The organism is Streptomyces sp. SID14478 (assembly GCF_010548525.1).
Classification (GTDB): Bacteria; Actinomycetota; Actinomycetes; order Streptomycetales; family Streptomycetaceae; genus Streptomyces.
In genome coordinates this window covers 1-468 of sequence record NZ_JAAGMG010000775.1, presented here as the reverse complement: position 1 = coordinate 468, position 468 = coordinate 1, and the positions used below count along the sequence as shown (strand labels likewise).

Below are 468 nucleotides of genomic sequence, written 5' to 3'. Positions count from 1 at the left end.
CGTTTTCCGCGACGCCCCCGAGCGCCCGCTGCCCGAGCTGCTCACCGCGATGGACCGGGCGCTGCGGGCGGGGCGCGGCGCCGCGGTGAGCCTGGTGCGGCTGCGGCCCGGGTCGCTGGAGCACTGCGGCATCGGCAACATACGCGTCCTGGTCACCTCCCAGGACGGCGTGCGCTCCCGGGACGTGGGCCAGCCGGGCGTGGTCGGCTGGAACATGCCGCGGCCCCGGCCCCGTTCGCTGCCACTGCCCGACGAGTGCTCCACGGTCGTGCACACCGACGGCATCGAGTCGCGCTGGGCGGACACCGCCACCCCCTTCCTGCTGGGCCTGCCGCCCCGGCTGCTCGCAGCCGCCCTGGGGCACGGCCACCGCAGCGCCCGCGACGACGCGACCGCCCTGGTCACCGGGGCGGCAAGGAGGAGTTCATGACCGACCAGGCGGCCGCGTCGCACCGTACGACGCACCGC

Annotated in this window: 1 pseudogene; it reads left to right on the top strand. The window is 76.7% G+C overall.

What is annotated here, in order from left to right:
• A pseudogene (locus G3I40_RS25230) lies at nt 1–430 on the top strand (hypothetical protein); the annotation flags it as partial.
• Nucleotides 431–468 lie beyond the last annotated feature (38 nt).